Source organism: Halomonas ramblicola, assembly GCF_030409215.1.
Classification (GTDB): Bacteria; Pseudomonadota; Gammaproteobacteria; order Pseudomonadales; family Halomonadaceae; genus Halomonas; species Halomonas ramblicola.
In genome coordinates, this window is record NZ_JAUFPL010000007.1 from 1 (window position 1) to 793 (window position 793).

The 793-nt window shown below is 65.2% G+C and carries 1 protein-coding gene; it reads right to left on the reverse strand.

Translation table 11 applies throughout. The annotated features are described in order from the left end of the window. The coding region (locus tag QWY80_RS01585; RefSeq protein ID WP_290228919.1) for a 5-dehydro-4-deoxyglucarate dehydratase at positions 1-791 on the reverse strand (791 nt) is incomplete at its 3' end. Between the last annotated feature and the right edge of the window lie 2 nt (positions 792-793).

Below are 793 nucleotides of genomic sequence, written 5' to 3' on the forward strand. Positions count from 1 at the left end.
ACGCTACCCGCCGGACGACCGATGAGCTCGGCGCCGGCCTTGATCAGGCTGACGGCATAGCCCTTCTTCCGATCCCTGAGGTCCACGAAGGGAATAAAGAAGTCGTTGGTGATCTGCTTGACGACCTCGCGGTTGCCCTTGCGGAGTTCCTTGTAGAAGGTCACGGCCATGTCCGGCACGAAGTTGAACACGGCCGAGGAGTAGGTGTTGACGCCGATGGACAGATAGGCCTCGGCGAAGATCTCGGCAGTGGGCACGCCGCCCACGTAGACCAGGCGATCGCCCACGGTCTTGACGATCTTGTTCAGCGCCTGGATGTCGCCCTTGCCGTCCTTGAGGCCGACCAGGTTGGGGCAGGCCTCGGCCAGCGCCTTGACGGACTCGGCCTCGAGGATGCCGTTGCCGCGGTTGTAGTAGATGACGTTGAGCTGGGTCGAGTCGCAGATCTGCCGGGCGTAGTCGACCAGGCCGTCCTGGGGGCACTCGGTCAGGTAGGGCGGCATCAGCAGGATACCGTCGGCACCGGCCTCCTCGGCCGCCTCGGCGAAGGCCTTGCCGCTCTCGACGCTCAGCCCGGCGCTGGCGATCACCGGCAGCTTGCCATCCACCGCCTCCACGGCGACGCGCACGATCTCGCGGAACTCGTCGAGCGACAGGTTGAAGAACTCGCCGGTGCCGCCGGCCACGAACACCGCGGAAATGTCGTGGCTGATGAACCACTCCAGACGCCGGCGATAGCTCTCGGCGTCGAAGCGGCCCTCCTGGTCGAAGTCGGTGATGGGAAACGACAGCA